The sequence below is a fragment of the Halomonas sp. BLK-85 genome (assembly GCF_044792155.1).
In the GTDB taxonomy this organism is placed as follows: Bacteria; Pseudomonadota; Gammaproteobacteria; order Pseudomonadales; family Halomonadaceae; genus Vreelandella.
Window position 1 is genome coordinate 2,355,911 of the sequence record NZ_CP087731.1, and the last position, 19,031, is coordinate 2,374,941.

The following is a 19,031-nucleotide window of genomic DNA, read 5'->3' on the forward strand; positions in this document are numbered from 1 at the left end:
GTCAGGTATAGCTATTAGCTACATCTGTAATTCACCATAAAAGCCATTAGGGAGATCCAACGTGAAGATTGGTGCACCCAAGGAGATTGCTCCCGGTGAAGCGCGCGTCGCGCTGACCCCGGAAAGCGCTCTTCAACTCCAAAAGCTTGGACACGACTGCTTCATCGAAGCCGGTGCCGGCAAGGCCGCCGGCTTCGATGACGCGGCTTATCGCGACGCCGGAGTCAGCATTATTGACGGCGGGGCCAAAGCGCTCTGGGATGCGGTGGATACCGTCATCAAGGTGCGCGAGCCTTATGAAGAAGAAGCTCACTACTTGCACAAAGGACAGACCCTGATCAGCTTCTTCTGGCCCGCCCAGAATGAAGCGATGCTGGAAACCTGCAAAGGTCAGGGCGCCAGCGTGATTGCCATGGATATGGTGCCACGGATTTCCCGCGCCCAGAAGATGGATGCCCTGTCATCCATGGCCAATATCGCCGGTTATCGTGCGGTGATCGAAGCGGGTAATAACTTTGGGCGCTTCTTTACTGGCCAGGTAACGGCGGCCGGTAAGGTTCCACCCGCCAAGGTGCTGGTTATTGGTGCCGGCGTTGCGGGGCTTGCGGCCATCGGTACGGCCACCAGCCTGGGCGCCGTGGTGCGCGCCTTTGATGTGCGCCCGGAGGTCTCTGAGCAGATCGAATCGATGGGCGCCGAGTTTCTGTTCCTCGACTTCGATGAAAACCAGGACGGTTCCGAGACCGGTGGTTACGCCGCGCCCTCCAGCCCCGAATTCCGCGAGAAGCAGCTGGAGTGCTTCCGTGCCCAGGCACCGGATATCGATATCGTGATCACCACGGCACTGATACCCGGCCGCCCTGCTCCCAAGCTGTGGCTTGAGGACATGGTAGAAGCCATGAAGCCCGGTTCGGTCATTATCGACCTGGCCGCGGAAAAAGGCGGCAACTGTGATCTGACCAAGCCCGATGAGCGGGTTGTCTCTGATAACGGCGTGGTTGTCGTAGGTTATACTGATTTCCCGTCACGCATGGCGACCCAGGCATCACTCCTGTACGCCACCAACATCCGCCATATGGTGGCCGACCTGACGCCGGAAAAGGATGGCGTGGTGGTTCACAACATGGAAGACGACGTCATTCGTGGCGCGACGGTCACCCATCAGGGGGAAATCACTTATCCGCCGCCCCCGCCCAAGGTCAAGGCCATTGCTGCTGCCCAGCCCAAGGCCAAGGAAAAAGAGCCCACGCCAGAAGAGAAGAAGGCGGCCGAACTTGCCAGCTTTAAGGCACAGACCAAGCAACAGGTCAGCCTGATTGCCGTGGCGGCGGCGCTGTTACTGGCCGTCGGCCTGGTCGCGCCTGCCAGCTTCATGCAGCATTTCATCGTCTTTGTACTGTCGGTCTTCATTGGTTTCCAGGTGATCTGGAAAGTCGCACATTCGCTGCATACGCCGCTTATGTCCGTCACCAACGCCATTTCGTCTATCGTTATCCTGGGCGCACTGATCCAGATTGGTTCATCCAGCCTGCTGATTACCGTTCTGGCCGCGGCTGGGATCTTTATGGCGTCGATCAATATTTTCGGCGGTTTCCTCGTGACACGGCGCATGCTCGCCATGTTCCAGAAATCGTAAAGCGGGGGATAACAGTATGGTATACGGATTCACAATTGCGACCTATGTAGTCGCGGCAGTTCTTTTTATCCTCTCGCTGGGCGGCCTATCCGGGCAGGAAAGCGCTAAGCGTGCTGTCTGGTACGGCGCTGTTGGCATGGCAATCGCCGTCATCGGCACGCTGATCGGACCGGGTCAGGGGCTATGGCCGGCATCCCTTGTGCTTATCGCCTTGGGCGCAGCCGTCGGCTACCAACTGGCCAACAGGGTAAAAATGACACAGATGCCCGAATTGGTGGCGATCATGCACAGCCTGGTCGGGTTGGCAGCAGTGATTGTCGGCTTCAATGCCGATATCATGATCAACACCATTGCGGATATCTACGCAGCCAATGACCTGGTCTTTGGCGCGGTCGGTGCGGATGGGTACACCGCCATCGGCCTGCCGCAGCAAATCAACGATGGCCTGTCGTCTTTCGGTCAGCTTATCGCCAAGAAATCGTCGGTCGAAATTACCATCCTGCGGGTCGAACTGGTGCTGGGCATCTGGATCGGTGCGGTCACCTTTACCGGGTCGATCATTGCCTATGGCAAGCTCGCAGGCCGAGTGAACACCGCCGCTCAGAAGCTGCCGGGCGGGCATCTGCTGAACGCAGCAGCGGCCATTGGCTCTCTGGTATTGGTGTTTGCCTATCTGGGCGGCGCGGGCAGCTGGACCCTGATCTTGCTGACGTTGCTGGCCCTGTTCATTGGTTACCACCTGATCATGGGTATCGGCGGGGCAGACATGCCCGTCGTCGTGTCCATGCTCAACAGCTATTCCGGTTGGGCAGCAGCGGCTATCGGTTTCAGCCTCGGCAATGACCTGCTGATTGTAGTGGGCGCACTGGTGGGCAGCTCTGGCGCAATCCTGAGCTACATTATGTGCAAGGCCATGAACCGCAGTTTTATCAGCGTTATTCTGGGGGGCTTTGGTGGCCCTAGCGGCCCGGCGGCAGAAATCGAAGGCGAGCAGATTGCGATTGATGCCAATGGGGTGGCGGCAGCGCTTAACGATGCAGACAGCGTGGTTATCGTGCCCGGTTACGGCATGGCAGTAGCTCAGGCCCAGAATGCAGTGAATGAACTGACCCGCAAACTGCGCGCAGCAGGCAAGGAAGTACGTTTTGGCATACACCCGGTTGCAGGGCGCCTGCCAGGGCATATGAACGTACTGCTGGCAGAAGCCAAGGTGCCTTACGATATCGTGCTGGAAATGGACGAAATCAACGATGACCTGTCTTCTACCGATGTGGTGATCGTGATTGGCTCCAACGATATCGTTAATCCGGCCGCTCAGGACGACCCGAACAGCCCGATTGCGGGTATGCCGGTTCTTGAGGTCTGGAATGCCAAGCAGGTGTTTGTATGCAAGCGCGGCCAGGGCACTGGCTACTCGGGCATCGAAAACCCGCTGTTCTTCAAGGAGAACACGCGCATGTTCTACGGCGATGCTAAATCCAGCATTGAATCATTGCTGCCGCAGATTGATTAATGGCAAGCTGATCAGCAGGTTCTTACGCCTTAACTGAATCAGATCTGGTAATGCGAACGCCCCTTCGGGGGCGTTTTTTGTGGTTTTTTGCCATTCAGCAAAAACATTAGTCAAGCTTCATGCTGCATTGCAATAAATAAGGTCTATACTGCTTAGGGTACCCTTTAAAGGAGTGACACCATGACAACCCTGATCAGCAGCCCAACGTTCGATACCGACGTATTACGCGCCTGGTTACGCCAGGCTGAGTTTCAAACTGCACTGACCAATGCCTGGATACGTCATTTCGATGAAGAATAGAATGATTTGAGGAAATAGACCTTACGTCAGGCATTTGCCTGGCGTTTTGTTTCGACTGAGAGTTTTGCGGATCGGTGATCTTCAACCAGAGGCTTTTGAAGTCCCTTTTCAATCCATTATTCTGCATGGCTGCCCATCGCCTATTGTCAGTTGTATTGTCAATAGACACACCATGTCCCGGAAACCTGATCAGGAGACAGAATGATTGATCTTCGAAGTGACACTGTTACTCGCCCCACCCCCGCCATGTATGCCGCGATGCAAAATGCGCCGGTGGGCGATGATGTATGGGGCGATGATCCGACTGTTAATACCTTTCAGCAGCGCCTTGCGCAAGAAACAGGCAAGGAAGCAGCGCTGCTGTTTCCAACCGGCACCCAAAGCAATCTGGTGGCACTGATGGCTCACTGCGAGCGCGGGGACGAATACATTGTGGGTCAGTCCGCACATACATACCGCTGGGAAGGCGGTGGTGCCGCTGTGCTGGGCAGTATCCAGCCTCAACCTATCGATAATGCTGCCGATGGCAGCCTGCCGCTGGAAAACATCCGAGCAGCGGTAAAAGAAGACGACTTCCATTTTGCCCGCACGCGTTTGCTGGCACTTGAAAACACCATTAGCGGCAAGGTTCTTTCGGCTGATTACGTTCACCAGGCTACCGACCTGGCTCGCCAACATGGCCTGGCGACACACCTTGATGGCGCTCGCCTGTTTAATGCTGGCGTAGCTACCCAGACGCCCCTTCAGCACCTCTGCCAACCCTTTGACAGCATTTCACTGTGTTTTTCCAAGGGGCTCGGCGCACCTATCGGGTCAGCCCTGGTAGGCTCTGAGACCTTGATTGGGCGTGCCCGTCGCTGGCGTAAAGTAGTCGGCGGCGGCATGCGCCAGTCCGGGGTGGTGGCGGCCGCCTGCCTGCATGCGCTTGAGCATCATGTTGACTCACTGGCCGAGGATCATCGTCGAGCCGCCGCGCTGGCAGATGGATTGGCGCAACTCCCTGAGGTCGAAATAGCGTCAAAGGCCACCAACATGCTGTTTGTACGCTTTCCCGCTGATCATCTGGACGCCCTGACCGCCTGGTTCAAACAACACGCGATTCTGATCGAACCTCTTTACAGTCAGGGTACGACCCGCCTGGTCACTCACCGGGATATCAGCGACGACGATATCAACACCGTCGTCACGACTGCCAAGGCCTACTTCGAAAACGTACTTACGCCTTGATCAACTCAGAAGGGCACTCCCCAGGGCCAGCTGAATGGCGACAGCCGCCATCATGGCGCCTATCAGGCCATCGATACTCCGCCACACCCGGGGGCGTGACAGCCAGGGCGACAGCCTGGCGCCTCCCCAGGCCAGTAGACTGAACCAGCCTATCGAGGCGGTGGCAGCGCCCGCCAAAAAGGTCGAGGCACTGCTTTGCTGAGCACCAACGGCAGGAATCAGCAGCAGGGTGTCCAGGTAGACCTGAGGGTTAAGCACCGTGACGGCCAGTGTCGCCAACAGCACCTGCACCAGGCTACGGCTTTTTTCCACTTCAGCATTCAGACCCTGGCGCCCTGTGGCCGTGCGTATAAAGGCCATGGCCGCCAGATAGCTCAAGAACACCACACCGACCCAGCGCAGGGCTTCCATGGCGCTGGGCATGGTCAGCAATACCGCGCTGATACCGAACATGCCCGCCGTCAGCAATGAGAGATCTACGCTGATACACATCCCGGCGGACCACCAATGATGCTCACGGCGAATGGCTGTTCCCAGCACATAGGCATTCTGGGCACCTATCGCCATGATAATGCCGCCGCTGACAATCAGCCCGGTCAGGTAACTTTCCCACATAATCCTGTTTGCTTCCTGCTTTTATCGGAGACAAGCGTTAACGTTACCCTGACACCAGATCCCTTGCACCTGTGCGGCTCGTCACTCAAACAGGCTCATGCGCTTCATCACGTTATCGCGCTTGATTCGCCAGTGATAAAGCGCTCCCGTGATGTGCAGTACCGTCAGGGCAAGAATCGCCCAGGCCAGGCGCCCATGCCAGATGAACAGGGTTTCCGAGAGGCTTTTGTTTTCAGCAAACAAGGGCGGCAACGTCCAGTGGAAAAACTGCACGGGAAAGCCACCCGCTGCCGTTGCCCACCAGCCCAACAGCGGCATGGCAACCAGTGCCAGATACAGCAGATGGTGCACACTGGTGCTGGCAATGCGTTCAAAGGCATTCAGGGGTGGCTCATGGTCGGGCACAACAAAGGCCAGGCGCGTGATAATGCGCAGGGTCATCAATAACAGCAGCCCGACACCCAGCGTTTTATGCGCTGTGTATAGCGAGTTGGTCAGCTCCTGCCCCACCAGTGCCACTGCACGTTCAAAACCCAGCGTTCCCAATACGGCACCACTGGCCAGCGACACCAGGATGACAGCGGCTACCAGCCAGTGAAGTACCCGGTGCGGATAGATGTAATGGTCAAGTTCGTGCATTGGCATTTCTCCAGAATTTTTAAATCACTCTCAGCGGATGATCCTCGAGAAAATCCGCCAGAAACGTCTGGTACATCAACCACTGTTGACGAGAGGCGCCGCAGCAAATATCGCCACTCACTCGCTATTCAGCCTAACAATGCGCATAAAAGTGGATAAACTTGCCTGAAACCCGTGCAAAAGCTATTATAAGAAAAAATTAATATTCAGTAGTCAGCTTTTTTGCCAACCTGACAAGTCAACATCATGAGGTCATTTTATGCCAAGTATCAAGCGTGTCATGCAACGATTATGTTTTATCGTGGTGCTGTTAGGTACTTCCAGTAGCCTGCAGGCGAACACCGACAGCCGCGTTATTGAGGAAGGCATTGCCTCTTATTACAGTGACTACTTTCAGGGTAGAACCACCGCCAGTGGCGACACCTTTAACCAGCAGGAACTGACGGCAGCCCATAAAACGCTGCCGTTTGGCACTCGAGTCAAAGTGGTGCGTACCGATACAGGCCAGGAAGTGGAAGTGGTTATCAATGACAGAGGGCCCTTCATAAAAGGTCGCGTCATTGATCTTTCCAAGCGTGCCGCACAGAAACTTGGCATGCTGGATCGCGGCGTTGCCCCCGTGCTGATTACTCAGACAGATTGACCATACACAATCATCTGCCCATCAGGCCATGCTCAGCCAGCCTCTTCAGGAATGGTGACAGCGCCAATGTAGCGACTGCATTTTGCTTTCCATTTCAAGCCAGGGGCCATCCACCTGCAACTTCGGCACGACCTGTTGGATGGCCAAGGTAGCCACCGGTGGAGGCGCCACTCCCCATTCGTCCAACCAGCGACCAAGCTGCTCTGAAGAGCTGACATAGACAATTCTCCCCAAGCCTACCCAGCCATGCGCGGCTGCGCACATTGGGCAATGCTCACCCGAGGTGTAGACACAGGCAGCCTGGCGCTCATCTGGCGTTAAATTCTCAGCTGCCCAACGGGCCAGAGCAAACTCTGGGTGACGGGTCGAATCACCGTCCGCAATGCGGTTGCGGTCTTCCGCCAACACCTCATTTTTTGCACTAACCAGCACACTGCCAAAAGGCTCATCACCAGCCGCCAGGGCTTCTTCAGCCAGTTCAATACAGCGGCGTAGGTGAATCTTGTCTGTGGGGCTAATCATGACAGGCTCCATAATGAGGGGTTTGAACTCACCATAGCGCCTGAACATGAGCGCGTACAAGGTGCGCATTCAGCAAGCGACGCCAGAATAAAGATTAGCCAGGTTGCCCCATGAGCGTTTTTGATGACCTGTACACATCGTTGCAGGAAGTCATTGAAATCAAACAATGCAAAGCACAAGCAGGCAGCGTCAAACGCCATGCAGTAGCCGATGGATTAACGCGCAAACACTTGGTTGACACTTGGCATAAAAATACAGCGAGGAGGGAAGAAAACGCGGATAAATAATTGAAAAATGGTGGGCCCAGTAGGACTTGAACCTACGACCAAGGGATTATGAGTCCCAATCAAAAACTTTTTTTTCATGGCTTTGCGTCTAGCATTTACTCTTTACCAACATCTCTACCAACATCTAACGATGCGCTTGGCGACCTCGCGGTGCCACATTATGCCACGCCTGTCGCCGCCTTTTCTCGCTGCTACCTGCCCGGTATCAACCGCCCTTTTCTGCCTGCCCGGTGCGGATCGCCCGAAGGGCCAGGGATGGCATTGGCTAAGCACCAGCAGCAAACAGGAAACGTAAGCGAAGTGAAACCGCCGTAAATAGCGCGCGGCTGAGACTCGGCGGCCCCTCGGATACGGTGTAGGAGGTGGAGTACCTTTTACGTAGGCAATCTCCTACGGCAACCCGGCGCGTTTATGTCTATGCTGGAATGAGTTGAGCTTATTAAGTTACCTATCATATGCCACGATGGACTGAGAGAATCAGCCTTGCTGCTAAAATGAGATTTTTTTCATGCATAAAATCATCGGAATCGCGCTACTGACAACCGTCATTTCCCTGCCTGTCTACGCCCAGACAACCATCACCCCGCGCGCAGGTGGTGGCTACAACACGTATGACTACGGCACTGGAAACTCCGGCACCATCACCCCACGCGCAGGTGGTGGCTACAACACGTATGACTACGGCACTGGAAACTCCGGCACCATCACTCCACGCGCAGGTGGTGGCTACAACACGTATGACTACGGCACTGGAAACTCTGGCACCATCACCCCACGCGCAGGTGGTGGCTACAACACGTATGACTACGGCACTGGAAACTCCGGCACCATCACTCCACGCGCAGGTGGTGGCTACAACACGTATGACTACGGCACTGGAAATTCCGGCACCGTCACCCCGCGCTCAGGTGGTGGCTACAACATCTATGAATAATGATTACTGGCTAGCGCTCTGGATCCTCTCACAGGTGCGTCATAGGGAAAGGTTGCCCTCTTGCCCCTTTCAGACCCGGTCACGAATGGCCAGTCCCTGAGCTTAGCATCCGCCACGTCATTGGCGCGGCACCAGGCGCGATAGCGCTTGCGTAACTCGGGGTGCGGATCCATTGACGTTTTCCTCAGTGTTTACCCTTAGTGAAACCTGAGTGTGCTCATGGGGTCTGGTCATTCACCTTGGCCGATAACATCAGGATGCGCTCGTCCAGCTCGTCGTCTGTTAGTGGCGCTACCGATTTCATAAGCTGCTCGAAGGTTTGCTCTTCACCGCATTCCCCTTTGGCATCCAGATTGAAGGCTTGACGTTCCATCCTGATCAGCTTGCCCAGGGCATCGACACCACTGTTAAGCGTGCGGGCGAATTCGTTGACGTTATCTTCTGTCACTTCCACGTGTTCCAGGGTGGTGGCGAGTGTATTGCTTAGGCTTTTCCAGCGATTAATCGACTGCCGGTGCTCGTTAATGAGGCGAATGTTTGTATCAGCAGCGGCTTCCACCAGCGCCTGATCATCGTCAGGAAGGTACGCATCACTGTGCGTACTTTCACTGCGTACCAGTTTGGCATTAGTAGCGGATTTGACGTGCTGGCTCAAGTCACGTTGCCAGCCTTCGGAGCGGGCACGTTTGCGAATCGCGCCTTCGGTAACACCGTGCTTTGTGGCGAGTGCCCGGACGCTGTGCTGACCGGTGCGGTAATCAGAATGAATGGCTTCCCAATCGAATTTACTCATATGGCGATCCTCACGGATGGCTGCAATGTATCTAGTTTACTGCACTGTGCAAAAATTGACGAAGTCCCTACCTGGCGTGGCTCAATAATCACCAATTGCATCTGTTAGACTTGAGAGATACCTAAAATGATGGCGAACCAAGCTGTTATCTGTGCCCGACATTCGTTATTACACTTTTGTTGTAATACATTTATTACTTTTATCTAATATATAGACTGCATCCAATTACTCAATCACCATTTAAAATTGCCTTTTCATTTAAACCACAGATAATTAAGGGCAACTTTAACATGAAGCTAAAGTATTTGATTACCGCAATCGCAGCTACCTTGGTGTCTACACCTGTTTTTGCAACTGATGCAGGTGAAGGGTATGTGGGAGGTCAATTATCTATGACTACCTATGATGAAGCTGGGTTAGATGATGTTAACCCTACTGCTATCATCGGTCGCTTAGGTTATTTCGTCGTTGATAATTTTGCTATCGAAGGCCGCTTCGGTACTGGCATTGGTGATGATTCAACGTTGGGGGTAGACGTTGAGATTGATTCCATTGCTGGCATTTATGGAGTAGGCCATCTACCTCTAGGTGACGTAGCTTCTGCATATGCAGTTGCTGGCTTTTCACGTGGCGAAGCCAGTTTTTCAGCTCCCGGCTTCTCTAATAGCGATGACGACACAGATTTTTCTTACGGCGTAGGTCTTCAGGCAAAATTTGCACCTACACTTTCTGGGCATGTTGAATACATGTCTTACCTTGACAAAACAGACTATGAGTTTACAGCTATTGGGTTAGGTCTCAATTACCACTTTTAATTTCCTTGGCTAAGCTTCTGTTTTTAATACTTAAGCGCTGGAAACAGCGCTTTTTTTAAATTTGGGCCCACCTCATTTTATGTGAACTTGCCCTGATCAAGCCGGTGGCCCAATCGGCTGCAAATCAGGAAAATCATGGCAATGAAACTAGCTTCACTTCGGTAGACGCGTGCGCGCCATTGAGCCATCTGAAACAAAGTGTTCATTTCTTGTAGTCTCGTGCTTTTTAGCCTCGAGGATCAGGGCCTGATACTGCATCAGTGTACCGCTTAAGTGCTTTAACGCTGCCCACACCAGCTTCTCCAGTTGAGATATTAGCATTTGGGAATGAGCCGGGCTGACGGCTAGCATCAACACTTCCTGAACGGGGGATGGCTCGTTAGGCGGCATCCATACTGCCGTTAAGTTATTCATTTTGTTCAGTTCCCTAGTTTTTGATTTCCGTCCTTTTGTCGCCTCTCCCCGCCAACAATTTCAGTATCAACAGCGCAAACTGCCGCCCGGTTTCCTCGTTTTCCAGCAGGGGCATGCTGAGCTTTTCGTGGTCGGTGATAGCATCCAGCACGGCATCAGTCACGCGCTTGGGGAAGAGGCCGTGCATGATCTGGTCTTCACTGTGATTATTGACCTGGGCCATCACGGCCTCATCGCGCTGGATGCGGTCGGCAATGCCGTTGGCGAAGTGCAGCTTGTCGTCGTCGCTGATATCGGCGCCGTAGAGGTCGTTCAGACGCTCGATGATCTCGTTGAGGCGCTGGGTTTCCGGGTCATGGGGCTTGCCGGAGCCCACCTCGGAAATCGGTTGCAGGCCGTAGTCACCGTCCTCTTCTTCCAGTGACAGGCGCTGTTCGGCGCGCTTGGTCAGCCGGTAGCTGTCCAGCTCAAGCTCGCTGACGTCGATGGGATCATCTACCAGCAGTCGGTCGATTCGCAGCAAGGGGTAGAGGTGCTTGGCGTAGACGCACAGCTGCTCCAGCTCGGTATCGTCAAAGGCGATGATCTGGCTCAGGAATTCATAGGTACGCACAAAGCTCTGCAGGTTCTTGCGGAACAGGTCGAGCTCATCGCGGGTCTTGCCGGCGTCTTCCAGCTCCTGCTCGGCGCGTTTGATGCCTTTTTCATCGCCTTGCTGCTCGGCCTGACGGCGAGCGTCTTTCCAGATTTTCTGCTGTTCGACGATGACCTCGTAACGCTTTTTAAAGCGTTCCTGGGCGGGCTGGCAGTGGTAACTCAGCCGCGAGGCCGGCGCCTTGGGGTCGAAGAAAGCCGTCGCAAAGGCCTCGACTTCAGACCAGTGATAGATGCCGCTGGCATCCAGGTTGCGCTTGAGATCAAACACCACCTGGGGATCGGAGACATCCGCCAGCTCCGCTTTGCGGTAATACGGGGCGAAGGCGTCCAGAATTTCCTGCGCTTCGTTGTAGAAATCGAGGATAAAGGTCTGCTTGCCGGGAAACAGGCGGTTCAGCCGTGAAAGGGTCTGCACGCAGTCCACGCCATGGAGCTTTTTATCCACGTACATGGCGCACAGTTTGGGCTGGTCAAAGCCGGTCTGGTACTTGTTGGCGGCGATCATCACATTGAAGTCGTCAGTATCCAGCGCCTTGGCCAGATCCCGCCCGCGCACGTCGGGGTTTAGCAGTTGGCTGGCTTCGGTGACTTCTTCGGGAATCACCTCATCGGCCGGGACGCTGCCGGAAAATGCCACCAGGGGGTGAACGTCCTGGTAACCCTTGTCTTCCACATACTGGCGCATGGCCAATTGATAGCGCACCGCTTCCTGGCGGCTGGCGGTGACCACCATGGCCTTGGCCTGGCCATCCAGCAGATGGCGCACATTGGCGCGAAAGTGCTCAACAATCACCTCTACCCGCTGGGCGATATTATACGGGTGTAAACGCACCCACTTGGCCAGGGTGCGTGCGGCCTTTTTGGCATCTACCTCCGGGTCGTCTTCCTCACTGTGGGCCAGCTTCCAGGCAGTGCTGTAGGTGACGTAGTTTCGCAGCACATCGAGAATGAAGCCTTCCTCAATGGCTTGGCGCATGGAGTAGAGGTGAAACGGCTCCGGCGCGTTATCAGCGCTGGCGGGCAGGCTGGGGTCGGGCACTCGGCCAAACAGCTCCAGCGTTTTCGCCTTGGGCGTGGCGGTAAAGGCGTAATAGTTGATGCGCTGGTTGGGGCGGCGTGAGGCAACGGCGGCGTCCAGCATCATCTCAGCGCTGACCTCTTCATCATCGTCAGCCGCCTCCCCGCCAGCGGCCAGCAGGGCTTTCAGCTTGGTGGCGGAGCTGCCGGTTTGCGAGGAATGGGCTTCGTCGGCAATTACCGCGTAGCGCCCTTCGGCCAGCGTAGGCCTTTTATCCAGCGCATCAAACAGCGCCGGAAAAGTCTGGATGGTGACGATGATAATACGGGTATTACTCGCCAGCGCCTCGGCCAGCTGTTCGGACTTGCTCTGGTTGCCTACTTCGCGGGTGATCGGGCAGACCACGCCGTGGGCGTGCTCAAACTGGTAGATGGTATTCTGCAGCTGAGTATCCAGCACGGTACGGTCGGTGACCACAATCACCGAATTGAAACGTTTGTGCTGGCCGCTTTCGTCGTAGAGGTTAGCGAGCTGATGCGCCAGCCAGGCGATGGAGTTGGATTTTCCCGAACCGGCGCTGTGTTGCACGAGATAGCGCTGGCCGCCGTCCTCTTCCTGAGTGGTATCAATCAACTGGTTGACCACTTCCCACTGATGGTAACGCGGGAATATCAGGGTCTCTTTGGTTTTACGCCGCCCGTGGAAGTCTTCACTGGTTGTCTGCTCCAGATGCAGAAAGCGCCCGAGTATCTTCAGCCAGGCATCCGGGGCGAATACCCGTTCCCACAGGTAGGCGGTGGCGTAGTGGTTCTCATCCTCCGGCGGCGGATTGCCGGCCCCACCGCCTGGGGTGCCCTGGTTAAAGGGCAGAAAAAAGGTGTTCTTACCCGCAAGCCGGGTGGCCATTGCCACCTCGGCCTGGCTGACGGCAAAATGCACCAGGGCGCCGCGCTTGAACGCCAGCAGCGGCTCGACCTTGCGTGTCACCGGGTCTTTCAGGGGGCGGTCGTTGCGGTACTGGCGCTTGGCGTTTTCCACCGACTGCTTGAACTCGCTTTTCAGCTCCAGGGTGGCGGTCGGAATACCGTTGACGAACAGCACAAGATCCAGACGCGGGTTATAACTTTCGCCGCCTTTGCCCTTCTCCCGGGCATGGGGTGAGTAGGAGACTTCCGGCACCACCCGCAGGCGGTTGGCCTGATAGCGGGCAAGTGCGTCCGGGTTCATGGCATGGTCAGGCTTGAAGCTGCACAGATCAAAGGCCACCCCCGGCACCTTGAAGCCGTGACGCAGCACATCCAGCGTGCCCGCCCGCTCCAGCTCACGCACCACCTTCTGCACAAACACCTGCTCGGACGCTTGCGGGTTGGCCTTGCAGAACTTGTCCCAACGCTCTGGCCAAGCCTCCTGCACATAGCCGAGCAAATCTTCGGTATAGAGCGCCGTGGCGCGTTCATAACCGCTGGCCGTGCCCACCCGCCAACCACCGGCGGCCATGGCGTCGATGATATCCTGCTGGAACTGCGCTTCCTTGCTATCGGCCATACTGCCCCCCGGTTTTTATGTTTCACGTTTACAAAAAGTCCTATAATGCTGGCTCAAAAAATAGTCTGATGCCAACACTTTACCCTTCATCACCTGTTTTCCATCCAGATGCCTATACTCAGAATCATTTTTAATTTTTTGACTTATTTTTACCTCTCGTTTTTCAGGGTCAATAGAAAGCAGGAAGTTATCAAAAAGTCTATGTATATCAACACGCAGGCACAAACCGTTATCTAACCTATTCGAATGATGTCCCGTATAGGGGTTTATGTGAGCTGCTTCCAGAACTGTTCTTATTCGACTACCTGAAATGCAACAACTGCCATAGTAGTTGTTAAGCACTTGTTGTCGAAAATCTTGCTGTCCCTCCCGAACAACAGAAACGCTTTTTCGGCGCTTTTTTTCATCTAAGGCAATAGACTCTAACGACTTTTTATCAAATTTACTATTATCAAGGCTGGAAGCAGAGCCTACGTAAGGAAGATCATCTTTTAATTTTTCTATTTCATCGTGATTGATTAGTGCTTGCCATGCGCTAGAGTTAACCACACCAGCTTTTTGTCTTAATAGAGCAAGTGCTTGACAAGCAGCCTCAATACTAAAAAAACTAGTAGGCCTATTTTTCCAAGCTGATTCAAGTTCTTCATTACTTAACTCTAAAACCTGAAATATAGTCAAAGCGTTTCGATCAACTATCTTAACGTAGCTTTCTTCTGATCCGTCAGGCAAAAACGGAGCATTCAACTCAGCAATCTCAGCTCTATTTATATAATCTTGCCATCCGTGATAGCTATCTACTACTCCAGATGCAGCCTCGATAATTGCAAGAGCTTCCGCTGCAGCTTCTTTAGATCCACAAAAATGCTCCCTGTTCTCCCATACTTCAATAACCTCATCGACCGACATTTCATCAAGATCACCAGGTTCATAAACCCACAGGTAATTTTCTGAAACGTCAGGCTCAGGTCGCTCTAGGTTAAGCTCTCCTTCAGCCTCTACAGCTGAGTCATAAGCATCCCACCCATCATCTCGAACAGTTTCTAACTGCCTAGCTATTTTTTTGTCCCGCGCTTTAGCACCAATTTTATGCTGATGGGCTTCAATTCTTTGCCAGGCATCCCATGACCATGACCTCCGCATACCAACTTTTCTTTTTTGTCTCTTATTTTTATTCGACATGCCTGCACCTCAACACTATTGCTCCGGGGCCGTCTCCGCCACCGCATTAACCTGCTGGTCTTGCCATTCACCGTAAGTCTTTCGGCTAATTTTCTCTACCCAAGCGGTGCGACCATTCGCTGGACGACCAGACACCACCGCAGCAGCGGCACTGGGGCTTGAAAAAGCATGATCACGAGTGAAGCTCACGTCTCCCGCTTCATCTGCTACCAGCACACCTTCTTCTGTCAGTTGTTGGTAAAGGGGCTTATAACTGGCGTAGTCAGTGCTGCTAGCCCAGCGCTCGCGGGCTTTGCTGCCTGCTAGCACGACAAATTCACCATCCACTTCTTGTGCCCAGGCAGCGATTTTGTACTTAGGTATGTTCAACTCAAAATTGGTGGTGTGCGCTTGTAGCGCAGGCTGTTCCTTGCTTTGCGTCAGCGGGCTTTGACGTTGACGAAGGAAGTCCAAGCCCAGCACCGGCAGCACGGTGCGGATCTGCTCGACAAAAAACGCCATATCGGCGCGGTCGGATTCAGGCAGGTTGATGTAGTCGTGGGCGGTGCCATTCACCAGCTTGCAGCGGCCAAGCTCGCCTGCTGACTGGATCAGCAGGCTTTCAAGGTATTTCACATGGGCTTTGGTGAGGTTCTGATCCTTGCTGGTCACCAGGCAGACCTTTTCCCAGAAGTCCTTCCCGCCTTTGTCTTCTGGCCGATTGTGCTGTTTCAGGCGAGTGCCCACGTCATCGCTCTCGCCGATATACACCTGCGGGCGTGGGCTGCCTTCCAGGTCAGGGCCGACCAGAAAGTAGATGCCGGTGCGGCCGCACTCGGGGCGCTGCACCAGTTCGGTCAGCTTGGTGCGCGGGCCAGTTAGCACATGCCCTGTCCAGTTCATGATCTCGGCAGTTAGTAAGCCGTTCGGCGTGCCGTCTACCAGAAAAAGCCGAATGCTGCGCCCTTGCGTCATACTGCCTCCTGCTGACTCGACTCTTGAGTCGTTGAGCTTTCTGACGGCTGCCAGCCACGCACATCGATCTTGCCGGTAACGGCGGCGGAAATCAGGGCTGAGCGGCGTTCCTCAAGAAAGCCGATGTTCTTACCTGCTTCACTTTCCAGGGCTCTGGATTTAATAATAATTTTCTGCAGCCAGTTTATAATTTCTTGCCGCTCCTCTCTTGGAGGAAGCGCAATTTTTATGTTTTTGAAATTTTCCCAATAAAGCCTAAGACGGAAATCAGTAATCCCATATGAACGACTTCGCATTTCTTCTACAGCATTAGCAGTTCTCAAGAGTTGCTCGATAAACTCTGACACGTCGTCGAGCTTTGGACGTGCCACTACATAGGCAGGGCTTACCAATCCATCTACCAATACAGCACCAAATCCACCTTGCCAGGCCCGCATCATGTTATAAACCAGGTCGCCATGACGGACCCTTTTATATTTCTCCCGATCCTCTATCCGAGTGACCTTCCGATCAGACTCTTCCTCATTGAGCTCCCTATCAGAAACCCCATGATGAATCGAAACACGAAGTACAGGCAGTTCAGGCAACCCTTTTTCGGCAGCCTCGACATATACCGTGCCAATGCGAAGAATATCCCAATGCGCCGGCACTTCCCCCAGCCACTCTACCCCGGAGTCTTTCATCGGCACATCGGGATCGAGCCCTTTGGTCACAGCATGCGAAATCACCGCCTGGCGCTTTTCCTTGAGCAACGCGATCAGGCGCTGCTGCTCTTCCACCAAGGCGTCGATGCGGGCGGTTTCGTGGTCGAGGAAGGTGGCGATGGCCTTCTGTTCAGTGGTTGGTGGATTAATAAACGGCATGTTGCCCATCACTTCCCACCCTACACGTGGCATTTTTGCTCCGTGAGTTGCTCCATCAACTACCGAAATAAATTGGCTTTGCAATAGCTGATGGAATGCGAACTCGGGCACCAGTTTGGCACTTGGGCGAATTACGTGAAAATCACCTAATGCCTCTCCTGGTAATTTAGAAAGGTAGACTTTGGCCAAGTACGGACGCAACTTACCGAACAAAAGATCCCCCGCTTGAAAAGCAATTCCTTCACCAGAAAAATCGGATTCTGTCTCGATATAACACCCTGACCAACTCTCAATATTCTCCAACGCAATTGGATTAGACCGCCGATTTGCTCGGTCAGTTATTTGTATCAGAAGATGCTTCAGCCGTTTAACTTCCCAATGCACTGGTACTTCCCCCAGCCATTCAACGCCGGAGTCCTTGTACTCGGGATAGGCGGGATAGCTCATGCCGATAGCTCCTCAATCATCTGCTTGATCTTATCGGTGCAGGCTTTGAGGTCGGCGTCGATTTCCTCCAGCGGGCGCGGGGGCGTGAACTGGTAGAAATGGCGATTGAAAGGAATCTCGAAGCCGACAATGCCGATGCGGCCATCCAGCTCGTCGCGCTTGTTCTCGTCTATCCAGGCATCGGGTACGTGGGGCTTCACTTCCCGATCAAAGTAGGCGTAGACCGATTCACCATAGGGCACGTTCTCGTTATCGCGCAGGCTGGTGTCAGGCTCAGGGTTGCCGTGTTTGTCGAGGCAAACATCCGCGTCGGGGTCACGCTCGGATAGCGCATTGAGAATCGCCTTCTGCACTGGCGCGCCGACCTTCAGCCCTTCGGCCTTGAGTGCGTTTTTCAGCGCCTTGGTAAAGGTATCGCGGTTGGTATAGCGCTGCTCACCCAGGCTTTCACAGGCGGCTTTAAGTGCGGCTTGCTCAGCGTCCGCCAGCTTCTGAATAGGCTTCTCGTCATTCAGCCGAGCCAGGCGTTCGGCGCTGGCTGCAAAGTTGAGGCGCAAGGGCCGTTCGACGGTGATACGCCGGTAGCCAAAGGCTTCCACCGGGAAGAGCTTGCTTTCATCGGTTTCTTCATAGGCGCCATACAGGCGGACGATATCGTCAATGTCGCGGTCGGTGATGTATTGGCGCTTGCTGCCCAGCGATTTGCGCATCTTGCTAGCCCGGTCGGTGGCGTTGATCAGCTGCACCTTGCCCTTGCGCTCGGCGGGCTTGTCGTTGGAGAGCACCCACACATAGGTGGCAATGCCGGTGTTGTAGAACATATCGGTGGGCAGGCCGATAATGGCATCGACCAGATCATGCTGCAGCAGGTAGCGGCGGATCTCGGATTCGCCACTGCCCGCCCCGCCAGTAAACAGTGGCGAGCCGTTAAGGATAATGCCGATCCGCGAGCCGCCATCCTGGCGAGCACGCATCTTGGCCACCAGGTGCATCAGAAACAGCAGCGAACCATCAGATACGCGCGGCAGGCCAGGGCCAAAACGGCCATCGTAGCCGCGCTGTTTATGCTCATCGGTGACCTGCTTCTGGACCTTTTTCCACTCCACCCCGAACGGCGGATTGGAGAGCATGTAATCAAAGCGCTCGCCCGCTAGCTGGTCGTCAGAGAGCGTATTGCCCAACTTGATCTGCTCGACTTCCTGGCCCTTGACCAGCATATCGCCTTTGCAGATGGCGTAGGATTCCGGGTTAAGCTCTTGGCCGTGAAGCGAGACGGTCACGCTTTGACTGACTTGCTGAATATAGTCGTCGCTCTCGGAAAGAAACCCGCCGGTGCCCGCTGTCGGGTCATAAACGGTGACGATGCTGTTGGGCGTGAGCTTTTCTTCCTGGCCGGTCAGCACCAGTGAGGTGGTCAGGTGGACGATATCGCGGGGCGTGAAGTGTTCCCCGGCCGTTTCGTTGGAGCTTTCAGCAAACTTGCGAATCAGCTCTTCGAAAATGCCGCCCATGCCGTGGTTACTGACCCGCGCAGGGCTCAGATCAATCGCCGCGAACTGCTGCACCACCTTATAAAGCAGGTTATTGGCGCTGAGCTGCTGAACAAAGCTCTCGAATTCGAAGTGCTCGAAGATCTCCCGGGCGCTGTGGCTGAACGACTGCACATAGCTCATCAGGTCATCGCTGGTCTGGGTGTCGGACAGCGACCCCAGCGCCAGCGGTGAGGCATTGAAAAACGGCTGATCCGCTGCGCGCAGCAACAGCTTTTCGCGCACGGCTTCCGGCTTATGCTGATGGATGTCGGCAGCGGCCAGCACCTCGGCCTTGGTGGGGGCCAGTACACATTCCAGACGACGCAGCAGGGTAAACGGCAGGATGATGCGGCCATACTGGGACTGTTTGAAATCGCCGCGCAAAAGATCAGCGACCGACCAGATAAAGGCCGCCAGCTGAGAGTGACTTTCCGTGTTCACGGTGCATCTCCACGTCTAAGAACAATGAATGATAGATAGGACTATCATACACAGTCT

17 protein-coding genes are annotated in these 19,031 nt (G+C 54.6%); 7 read left to right on the forward strand and 10 right to left on the reverse strand.

Annotated features, from left to right (window positions below; translation table 11 throughout):
• Positions 1–61 precede the first annotated feature (61 nt).
• The 3 genes from LL947_RS10665 (at position 62) to ltaE (ending at position 4,676) form a co-directional block, all read left to right on the forward strand.
• The gene (locus tag LL947_RS10665; RefSeq protein WP_499833170.1) at positions 62–1,636 is read left to right on the forward strand and encodes a Re/Si-specific NAD(P)(+) transhydrogenase subunit alpha; all 1,575 of its coding nucleotides are present in this window, start codon (positions 62–64) and stop codon (positions 1,634–1,636) included.
• 16 nt (positions 1,637–1,652) lie between these two features.
• Positions 1,653–3,149 carry an NAD(P)(+) transhydrogenase (Re/Si-specific) subunit beta gene (locus tag LL947_RS10670; protein WP_404413819.1) on the forward strand — a complete coding sequence of 499 codons (1,497 nt, stop codon included), beginning with the start codon at positions 1,653–1,655 and terminating at the stop codon, positions 3,147–3,149.
• Positions 3,150–3,650: 501 nt separating this feature from the next.
• Positions 3,651–4,676, forward strand: coding sequence for a low-specificity L-threonine aldolase (gene ltaE / locus LL947_RS10675; RefSeq protein ID WP_404413821.1), 1,026 nt, complete (start codon positions 3,651–3,653; stop codon positions 4,674–4,676).
• On the opposite strand, the gene LL947_RS10680 is transcribed toward ltaE, so the two are convergent.
• Together LL947_RS10680 and LL947_RS10685 are read right to left on the reverse strand one after the other, a co-directional pair.
• The gene (locus LL947_RS10680; RefSeq protein WP_499833171.1) at positions 4,677–5,291 is read right to left on the reverse strand and encodes a LysE/ArgO family amino acid transporter; all 615 of its coding nucleotides are present in this window, start codon (positions 5,289–5,291) and stop codon (positions 4,677–4,679) included.
• Positions 5,292–5,372: 81 nt separating this feature from the next.
• On the reverse strand, positions 5,373–5,930 hold the full coding sequence (locus tag LL947_RS10685) for a cytochrome b (RefSeq protein ID WP_290821861.1): 558 nt from the start codon (positions 5,928–5,930) through the stop codon (positions 5,373–5,375).
• Positions 5,931–6,189: 259 nt separating this feature from the next.
• Here LL947_RS10685 and LL947_RS10690 point away from each other — a divergent pair, with 259 nt between their 5' ends.
• Positions 6,190–6,573: a septal ring lytic transglycosylase RlpA family protein gene (locus LL947_RS10690; RefSeq protein WP_499833172.1), complete on the forward strand. Its 384-nt coding sequence runs from the start codon at positions 6,190–6,192 to the stop codon at positions 6,571–6,573.
• Positions 6,574–6,618: 45 nt separating this feature from the next.
• Here the strand turns inward: LL947_RS10690 and LL947_RS10695 are convergent, their stop codons facing one another.
• Complete coding sequence (locus LL947_RS10695; protein WP_290821857.1) at positions 6,619–7,095, reverse strand: nucleoside deaminase; 477 nt, start codon at positions 7,093–7,095, stop codon at positions 6,619–6,621.
• 110 nt (positions 7,096–7,205) lie between these two features.
• On the opposite strand from LL947_RS10695, the gene LL947_RS10700 reads away from it, so the two are divergent.
• Together LL947_RS10700 and LL947_RS10705 are read left to right on the forward strand one after the other, a co-directional pair.
• A complete protein-coding gene (locus LL947_RS10700) occupies positions 7,206–7,382 on the forward strand; it encodes a hypothetical protein (protein WP_290821855.1) in 177 nt (58 codons plus the stop codon).
• Between the two features lie 508 nt (positions 7,383–7,890).
• Positions 7,891–8,316, forward strand: coding sequence for a hypothetical protein (locus LL947_RS10705; RefSeq protein ID WP_499833173.1), 426 nt, complete (start codon positions 7,891–7,893; stop codon positions 8,314–8,316).
• Between the two features lie 217 nt (positions 8,317–8,533).
• Here LL947_RS10705 and LL947_RS10710 read toward each other — a convergent pair whose 3' ends face one another.
• Positions 8,534–9,109, reverse strand: coding sequence for a hypothetical protein (locus LL947_RS10710; RefSeq protein WP_499833174.1), 576 nt, complete (start codon positions 9,107–9,109; stop codon positions 8,534–8,536).
• A 290-nt stretch (positions 9,110–9,399) separates the two neighbouring features.
• Here LL947_RS10710 and LL947_RS10715 point away from each other — a divergent pair, with 290 nt between their 5' ends.
• Positions 9,400–9,924: a porin family protein gene (locus LL947_RS10715; protein WP_404415622.1), complete on the forward strand. Its 525-nt coding sequence runs from the start codon at positions 9,400–9,402 to the stop codon at positions 9,922–9,924.
• A 153-nt stretch (positions 9,925–10,077) separates the two neighbouring features.
• Here LL947_RS10715 and LL947_RS10720 read toward each other — a convergent pair whose 3' ends face one another.
• From LL947_RS10720 to LL947_RS10745, 6 genes are read right to left on the reverse strand one after another with little or no spacing between them, the layout of a single operon-like run.
• Positions 10,078–10,338: a hypothetical protein gene (locus tag LL947_RS10720; RefSeq protein WP_499833175.1), complete on the reverse strand. Its 261-nt coding sequence runs from the start codon at positions 10,336–10,338 to the stop codon at positions 10,078–10,080.
• Between the two features lie 13 nt (positions 10,339–10,351).
• The gene (locus LL947_RS10725; protein ID WP_499833176.1) at positions 10,352–13,558 is read right to left on the reverse strand and encodes a type I restriction endonuclease subunit R; all 3,207 of its coding nucleotides are present in this window, start codon (positions 13,556–13,558) and stop codon (positions 10,352–10,354) included.
• A 15-nt stretch (positions 13,559–13,573) separates the two neighbouring features.
• Positions 13,574–14,737 carry an HNH endonuclease gene (locus tag LL947_RS10730; protein WP_499833177.1) on the reverse strand — a complete coding sequence of 388 codons (1,164 nt, stop codon included), beginning with the start codon at positions 14,735–14,737 and terminating at the stop codon, positions 13,574–13,576.
• Positions 14,738–14,752: 15 nt separating this feature from the next.
• The gene (locus LL947_RS10735) at positions 14,753–15,691 is read right to left on the reverse strand and encodes a GIY-YIG nuclease family protein (protein ID WP_499833178.1); all 939 of its coding nucleotides are present in this window, start codon (positions 15,689–15,691) and stop codon (positions 14,753–14,755) included.
• Positions 15,688–17,001: a restriction endonuclease subunit S gene (locus LL947_RS10740; RefSeq protein WP_499833179.1), complete on the reverse strand. Its 1,314-nt coding sequence runs from the start codon at positions 16,999–17,001 to the stop codon at positions 15,688–15,690. Before LL947_RS10740 ends, LL947_RS10735 begins: the two co-directional genes overlap by 4 nt.
• Positions 16,998–18,974 carry a type I restriction-modification system subunit M gene (locus LL947_RS10745; RefSeq protein ID WP_499833180.1) on the reverse strand — a complete coding sequence of 659 codons (1,977 nt, stop codon included), beginning with the start codon at positions 18,972–18,974 and terminating at the stop codon, positions 16,998–17,000. Before LL947_RS10745 ends, LL947_RS10740 begins: the two co-directional genes overlap by 4 nt.
• Between the last annotated feature and the right edge of the window lie 57 nt (positions 18,975–19,031).